Source organism: Mesorhizobium helmanticense (genome assembly GCF_003034915.1).
GTDB classification, from domain to species: domain Bacteria; phylum Pseudomonadota; class Alphaproteobacteria; order Rhizobiales; family Rhizobiaceae; genus Mesorhizobium; species Mesorhizobium helmanticense.
Genome location: NZ_PZJX01000072.1, coordinates 1 through 6292 on the forward strand (window position 1 = coordinate 1; position 6292 = coordinate 6292).

The window sequence follows — 6292 nt, forward strand, 5'->3', positions numbered from 1 at the left end:
CCATTGAAACCTCGCGCTCGCAGATGGAACTGCTCGATACGCTCCGAAGCTTCAAGTATCCGAACGGGATCGGTCCTGGTGTCTATGACATTCACTCGCCGCGGGTCCCGGAAGTGGGGGAGATTTCCAACCTCATCATGCTTGCGCGCGAGCGTTTGCTGGATGGCCAACTGTGGGTGAATCCCGACTGCGGTCTCAAGACGCGCAGATGGGAGGAGGTCCGCCCTGCGCTGGTGAACATGGTGGCTGCAGCACGCGCAATTCGGAAAAAAGCGCAGACGGCGTAGGGCTCGGTGCCACTCGCCGGCGGTGAACGGCAACGCCTCACACCAGGCAATCTTGGGAGAGTCTGTCCGGCGCACCCAAGGCAATCGAGCTGCCAGTGACGAAGCGCCTCGGCAACCTTGGCCTGGCTGAGCCCTTATTATGGCGGGTTGAAGTCAGCTGTTCCAGAGGCCGCCGTTGGCGGGTGATCGAAGGAGGCTTGGGCCCCAAATGAGCCAGAAACGAGACGGCTCACCGCCAGCCCGTTTCGGATTATTCCGTATTGGGATCATCCAGTGTCACTATCGTCTCCCGATCTTGGTCGCCGAACCCCCCGGTCCCGACCATCGGGAGAAGCATCATAGCGATGTGCAGATGGCCGAAATTCACGAGCGGCGTCCCAAATCTCAATCACTGCGCAGAATGCGTGCTTCGAGTGCGGCTGCGACGAAAGCTCGTCGAGCGGCTGGGGGATGGGTCTTACCGCGTAAAACCTGCAGACAGGTGTCCATCGCTATTCTGCGTTTATCGGTCTCATGATGCAGATCCCGCAGCAAGATAGCGGCCGCGTCGTTGACGTCGAACACGATACGCTCCGAGCTGCGGCGGCTAACCTGAACAACGACTGGCCTCTCAAATCTGATCAAGCCGGTCATCCCCCCTCCCCCACAGCCACTATGCGGCAAACAGCCCGGATCGCATTTTTTTACTCAGCCGAACGCGACCGCTGCACCTGCACCACTGGGCCTGGCCATTGGCGGGCAAGCGATCGATGTGAGGCGCGTCTGGCCATGGTCAGGTTGCGTGCGATCTGCGGTTTTACAGTCCGTGGTGAGGAAATGCTTCTCATTCGCGTGGTCTAGTTGTGAAACCTGGACATAGTGCACTGTTTGACGCGCCTCGCCAGTCTCAAACTCATCGTCGAAGTCTACACCTGCACTTTTCCACTGCCCGATCTGCAGGCGGCGATCCACTGCATCGCGGAGGTTGGATCTTCCAATATGGCGACCCGCTTCGCAAAGCCGAAAAAGGCATTGCGCGCCGTGCTTACCGGCTTGCGCCCATCGTATGCATCGTAGCATGCCCTCAGGGCGGCTTCGTGGATCAGGTCTCTGCGGTCTTCCGGCCATTCGTTGAGAAAATCGATTGCATCCGCAAGGCCGGCAATCTCTTGGATGATGTGCGTTGCGCGCTTCACGAAAAGGGGGCTGCTGAAAGCCTCAGCGTTCATTGGTTTCTCCCAACTTTCTAAATAGCCAATTTGCGGTGAAGAGGCGCCGCATCGACACGGCGACCATGGCACAATGTGTTGTCAGGGCGATGACGGTTCAAGAGGAAGATCCGCGCCTGCGGCCGGGTGTGTATCGATCCGCCAACACATCATGCAATGGCTTGGTTGCCATCAAAGGCGGTCGTCACTATTGAGCTATGAAGTGATTCATAACCGGCTAGTCTAATTCCGCAGGAGCGTTTTCATGACCGACGAAACCGAGAGCAAAGCCGACAACCTCATCGAACTCACCGCCCATGTCGTCTCAGCCTATGTTTCGAACAATCCGGTTCCCGTCGGTGAACTGCCTGGGCTTATCGGCCAGATACACATCGCATTGAAAGCCACTGCTGGTGGTGCCGCACCAGAAAAGTCAGAAGCTCTCAAGCCTGCCGTACCGATCAGAAAATCGGTTACACCCGATTATATTGTCAGCCTTGAGGACGGTAAGAAGTTCAAGTCGCTTAAGCGTCACCTGGCCACCCACTATGGCCTTACGCCCGACGAATATCGCGCGAAATGGGAGCTGCCGGCGGACTATCCCATGGTGGCGCCGAATTACGCTGCGGCGCGCTCGGCATTGGCCAAGACGATGGGTCTGGGCCGCAAGCCGAAGGAACCGGGAACGCCGGCACCTGCCAAGCGTCCCCGCAAGAAAGCCGCAGCCTGATCGCACTTTTTCAGGATCGACTACGCGGGTCCGGCACTATTTCGCACTCGCGAGATAAAATTTGTGCGTTGCAATATCCGCGACGATCCGTATGATCATGTTGTCGGCCATCTACTCCTCCCAGATGTGGTGCCGACGCTGAATGGGGCGCACCTCCTCCCGCGTCTCATTCTAAATCGAGCCCGCTGCCACCTCCTCCCGGTAGCGGGCTTTTTCTTTGTCTGAGGCGCGATTTTGGTAGGGCCATTTGGCTCTAAGCGAGGCGAATGCTCCGAACTTCCAGGCCTTTCTTGCCCTGCCCGCATTGGACAAACACCTTCTGACCCTCCATCAGCATGCTCAGTCCTGAGCGGGTCAGCGCGGTGGCATGAACGAAGATGTCCTTCTCACCGTTTTCAGGAGCAATGAAGCCGAAGCCCTTTTGGGGATTGTACCACTTGACCGTGCCCTCGCTCTCCACCTGGGCACTCGTCCCGGCGGTGGACTCTCCAGTGCGACGCGTATGTAGCTGAGGTCTCGCGGTCTGATCGCTGACCTCCAGCACTTGCGCGACCTGATGACCTCTTGGACTTTCTTCCGTTGTGACCTTCAGACGCGTTCCCTCGGAAACACCGCGGCTCCCGGCCGCCTCCAGCACCCGGATGTGCAGATAGGCCTCGATGCCCTCCTGCAATTTGACAAAGCCAAAACCCTTGCTGCTGTTGAACCAGATCACTTCGGCGTCGACAGCGGGTGCGGTTGCGATCGAGGAACGCTGAAAGTAGCTTGGCTCGGAAGACCGTTCCGCTAAGGAAACCGCCTCATCGTCATGGCGACGCCGGCGTGGCTCACGATGGTCTTTATATTTGCCCATGATCGTCCGACTGGCTTGAACAACGCACTGCGCTCCCGGCAGGACAATCTCAATCGGGCGATGCGTTCATGTCAATTCACCAGTTGGCCGCTTACCCGCTCGATCGCATCACGATCCCGACCTGTTGCCGCACGAGGTCGATGATGGCGGGTGAGCAATATATGCTACAGGTCGAGCAGCTGATCCGAACGCGTTCCCCATATCGCACGGCAAAAGGAGTCGCGCTGAAGGGCGGGCACCGCGATCAACCTTTTCGATAGTGATAGGCCGCGGGCTGCCGCCTGACGCGGATGCGCATCCGACATTTCGATTTACACGCACTTTCTCCGCACAGGCTGCAGGAGGCCACAGGCAGCTTGTCTTGGAGTCGCCCGGCTAAATTAACCCCGCCTGCTCGGCCTCGCGGCGCAGGTTCTGGCGCGGGCGCGGACCGATCTGCTGGATCACCAATCCGGCCGCCAGTGAGCCAAGGTCGCCGCAGGTTTGGAGGTCGCGGCCTTGCGTGTAGCCATGCAGGAAACCGGCGGCATAGAGATCGCCGGCGCCCGTCGTGTCGACCAGTTCCTTGATCGCGGTCGCCTGGATGACTACGGTCTCGTCGCCGCGCACGATGACCGAGCCCTTTTCCGAGCGGGTGACGGCAGCGATCCGGCAATCCTTACGGATCTGCGCCAGCGCCTCGTCGAACGACGATGTCTGGTAGAGCGACTTGATCTCGTGGCTGTTGGCGAAGACGATGTCGACGGTGCCCGAGCGCATCAGGTCGAGGAACTCGTCGCGGTAGCGGTCGACGCAGAACGAATCCGAGAGGGTCATCGACACTTCGCGGCCGGCCGCGTGCGCCAGCTTCGCCGTCTGCCGGATCGCTTCCTTGGCCCGCGGCGGGTCCCACAGGTAGCCCTCGAAATAGGTGACCTTGGCGCCAGAAGCCTTGTCGGCCTCGACATCCTCCGGCCCGAGCTCGACGCAGGCGCCGAGATAGGTGTTCATCGAGCGCTCGCCGTCGGGCGTGACGAAGATCATCGACCGCGCCGTCGGCGGCTCGCCCTTGAGCGGCCTGGTGTCGAAGGCGACACCCTGCGCATGGATGTCGTGCGCGTAAATCTCGCCCAGCGCATCGTTCGAAACCTTGCCGAAGAAGGCGGCACGTCCACCGAAGCTGGCGACGCCGGCCGCCGTGTTGCCGGCACTGCCGCCGGAGGCTTCTATCGCCGGGCCCATGCGGCTGTAGAGCAGTTCGGCGCGGTGCGTATCGATGAGGTTCATCGCGCCCTTGATGATGCCGTTGGTCTCCAGGAATTCTTCGTCGCACTGGGCGATGATGTCGACAATGGCATTGCCGATGCAAAGCACGTCATAATCCGGCATCAATGTCTCCGCCAACTACCCACCGGCTTTCTGCTATGCCGGCCAGGCGCGGGTCTAGCGAGTTGAAATGGGTTGCCGCATGTGCTTGATCCAGCGGCCCTCACGCAGCTGCCGGTCCTGCTTCACGCAGCAAGTCGTCGGCTCTGTCCGTCTTCTCCCAAGTGAACTCAGGCTCTTCACGGCCGAAGTGTCCGTACGTCGCGGTCTTGCGGTATATCGGGCGCAAGAGATCAAGCATCTTGATGATGCCTTTCGGTCGGAGATCGAAAAGCGCAAGAACAAGGCACTCGATCCTTTTTTCCTCGATTCTTGCGGTTCCGAAGGTGTTGACCATCACAGAAACCGGACTGGCCACGCCGATCGCGTAGGCAAGCTGAACCTCGCAGACCTCCGCAAGTCCGCTGGCAACGATATTCTTTGCGACATACCGTGCCGCATAGGCGGCCGAGCGGTCAACCTTAGATGGGTCCTTGCCCGAAAAGGCGCCCCCGCCGTGACGCCCCGTTCCACCGTAAGAATCGACGATGATCTTGCGTCCAGTGAGGCCGCAGTCGCCGGCGGGCCCACCGACCACGAACCGCCCTGTTGGGTTGACCAGAAATCTGATCTCCGAAGTATCCAGATGGGTTGGCAGGACCGGTTTTATGATCTCCTCAATGACGCCTTCGCGGACTGTATCTTGGGAGACCGCCTCGTCATGCTGCGTTGACAGGACTATGGTGTCCAGCGCCACCGGGCGGAGACCCTCGTAGCGTACGGACACTTGAGATTTCACGTCCGGACGCAGCCAGCCAAGCTGTCCCGTTTTTCGGACCTCTGCCTGTCTTTTCGTCAAATGGTGAGCGAGTTGGATCGGCAAGGGCATCAATGTATCCGTCTCGTTGCATGCGAATCCAAACATGAGGCCCTGATCCCCCGCCCCCTGTTCGAGATCCTGCCCTCGTCCTTCGTCAACGCCCTGGCTTATGTCGGGCGACTGCTCGGTAAGGGCCAGAACGACGGCACAACGACGACCGTCAAAGCCGATCGCATCGTCATCATATCCAATATCGAGAATCGTATCGCGGGCAACTTGGCTGTAATCGATCTGCGCGTGGCTGGTGATCTCGCCAGCCAGAACGACCATCCCTGTCTTCACCAATGTTTCACAGGCGACGCGCGCCTTCGGGTCGGTGCGGAGGATGGCATCGAGGACGGCATCGGAGATGTTGTCTGCCATCTTGTCGGGGTGTCCCGCGCCGACGGATTCAGAAGAGAACACGAACTGCCTGGTCATGGAATGTCCTCGCTTCAAGTTTTTGGAGTAGGTGGGGTTTCGGGATTGGGGCGGCCTTACCGGTCGCTGATGCCGGGAACGTCGAACGCAGTGCAGAAGTCGGCAACGTCTCTTCGTACGCGCGCATGAACTTCTGGGTCGTCGGGCTGGCGGCAGACCAAATCAATAAAAGCGGCGATCTGCACCATTTCCCCCTCGCGCATGCCCATGGACGTCACTGCCGGCGACCCCAAGCGGATTCCGCTTGTGACCGTCGGGTCGTGCGGGTCGCCCGGCACCATATTAAAGTTCGTGATGATGCCTGCCCTTGCCAGGCGCTCGGCATAGGCTTTGCCTGATAGCGGCCGGTCCCGAAGATCAACGATCAGCATGTGATTGTCAGTCCCGCCGGTGACCAGATCATAACCACGACCCAGAAGCGCCTCGGCCAGCGCCTTGGCATTCTTGACGATCTGGTGACCGTAGGTGCGGAAAGAGGGGGTCGCGGCTTCCTGCAAAGCGACAGCTAGCGCGGCGATGGTATGCACATGGGGCCCGCCTTGCAGTTGAGGAAAGACCGCGCGGTCGATCCGTCTGGCGAGATTGTATTTA

At 59.7% G+C, this 6292-nt stretch carries 6 protein-coding genes and 2 pseudogenes; 2 read left to right on the plus strand and 6 right to left on the minus strand.

Annotated elements, in window-relative coordinates:
- Positions 1-287: pseudogene (locus tag C9427_RS32130) on the plus strand (5-methyltetrahydropteroyltriglutamate--homocysteine S-methyltransferase); the annotation flags it as partial.
- Between the two features lie 384 nt (positions 288-671).
- On the opposite strand, the gene C9427_RS32135 reads toward C9427_RS32130, so the two are convergent.
- Entirely contained in the window at positions 672-920 is a 249-nt protein-coding gene (locus tag C9427_RS32135; RefSeq protein ID WP_020629161.1) for a DUF982 domain-containing protein, read from the minus strand.
- 272 nt (positions 921-1192) lie between these two features.
- A complete protein-coding gene (locus tag C9427_RS32140) occupies positions 1193-1495 on the minus strand; it encodes a DUF982 domain-containing protein (RefSeq protein WP_027056410.1) in 303 nt (100 codons plus the stop codon).
- 244 nt (positions 1496-1739) lie between these two features.
- On the opposite strand from C9427_RS32140, the gene C9427_RS32145 reads away from it, so the two are divergent.
- Positions 1740-2204 carry a Ros/MucR family transcriptional regulator gene (locus C9427_RS32145; RefSeq protein WP_107653001.1) on the plus strand — a complete coding sequence of 155 codons (465 nt, stop codon included), beginning with the start codon at positions 1740-1742 and terminating at the stop codon, positions 2202-2204.
- 253 nt (positions 2205-2457) lie between these two features.
- On the opposite strand, the gene C9427_RS35295 is transcribed toward C9427_RS32145, so the two are convergent.
- The 4 genes and pseudogenes from C9427_RS35295 to glyA form a co-directional block, all read right to left on the minus strand.
- Positions 2458-3057 carry a cold-shock protein gene (locus tag C9427_RS35295; RefSeq protein ID WP_107653002.1) on the minus strand — a complete coding sequence of 200 codons (600 nt, stop codon included), beginning with the start codon at positions 3055-3057 and terminating at the stop codon, positions 2458-2460.
- A 375-nt stretch (positions 3058-3432) separates the two neighbouring features.
- Positions 3433-4425, minus strand: coding sequence for an adenosine kinase (locus C9427_RS32155; protein ID WP_107653003.1), 993 nt, complete (start codon positions 4423-4425; stop codon positions 3433-3435).
- A 100-nt stretch (positions 4426-4525) separates the two neighbouring features.
- Positions 4526-5701, minus strand: a complete 1176-nt coding sequence (gene metK, locus C9427_RS32160) for a methionine adenosyltransferase (protein ID WP_107653004.1) — start codon at positions 5699-5701, stop codon at positions 4526-4528.
- Positions 5702-5757: 56 nt separating this feature from the next.
- Positions 5758-6292 (minus strand): annotated as a pseudogene (glyA, locus tag C9427_RS32165) (serine hydroxymethyltransferase); the annotation flags it as partial.

What these genes read in the sequence shown, in the direction of transcription:
- C9427_RS32135 (WP_020629161.1), bottom strand. Translation starts at nt 920, where the DNA reads ATGACCGGCTTGATCAGATTTGAGAGGCCAGTCGTTGTTCAGGTTAGC.
- C9427_RS32140 (WP_027056410.1), bottom strand. Translation starts at nt 1,495, where the DNA reads ATGAACGCTGAGGCTTTCAGCAGCCCCCTTTTCGTGAAGCGCGCAACG.
- C9427_RS32145 (WP_107653001.1), top strand. Translation starts at nt 1,740, where the DNA reads ATGACCGACGAAACCGAGAGCAAAGCCGACAACCTCATCGAACTCACC.
- C9427_RS35295 (WP_107653002.1), bottom strand. Translation starts at nt 3,057, where the DNA reads ATGGGCAAATATAAAGACCATCGTGAGCCACGCCGGCGTCGCCATGAC.
- C9427_RS32155 (WP_107653003.1), bottom strand. Translation starts at nt 4,425, where the DNA reads ATGCCGGATTATGACGTGCTTTGCATCGGCAATGCCATTGTCGACATC.
- metK (WP_107653004.1), bottom strand. Translation starts at nt 5,701, where the DNA reads ATGACCAGGCAGTTCGTGTTCTCTTCTGAATCCGTCGGCGCGGGACAC.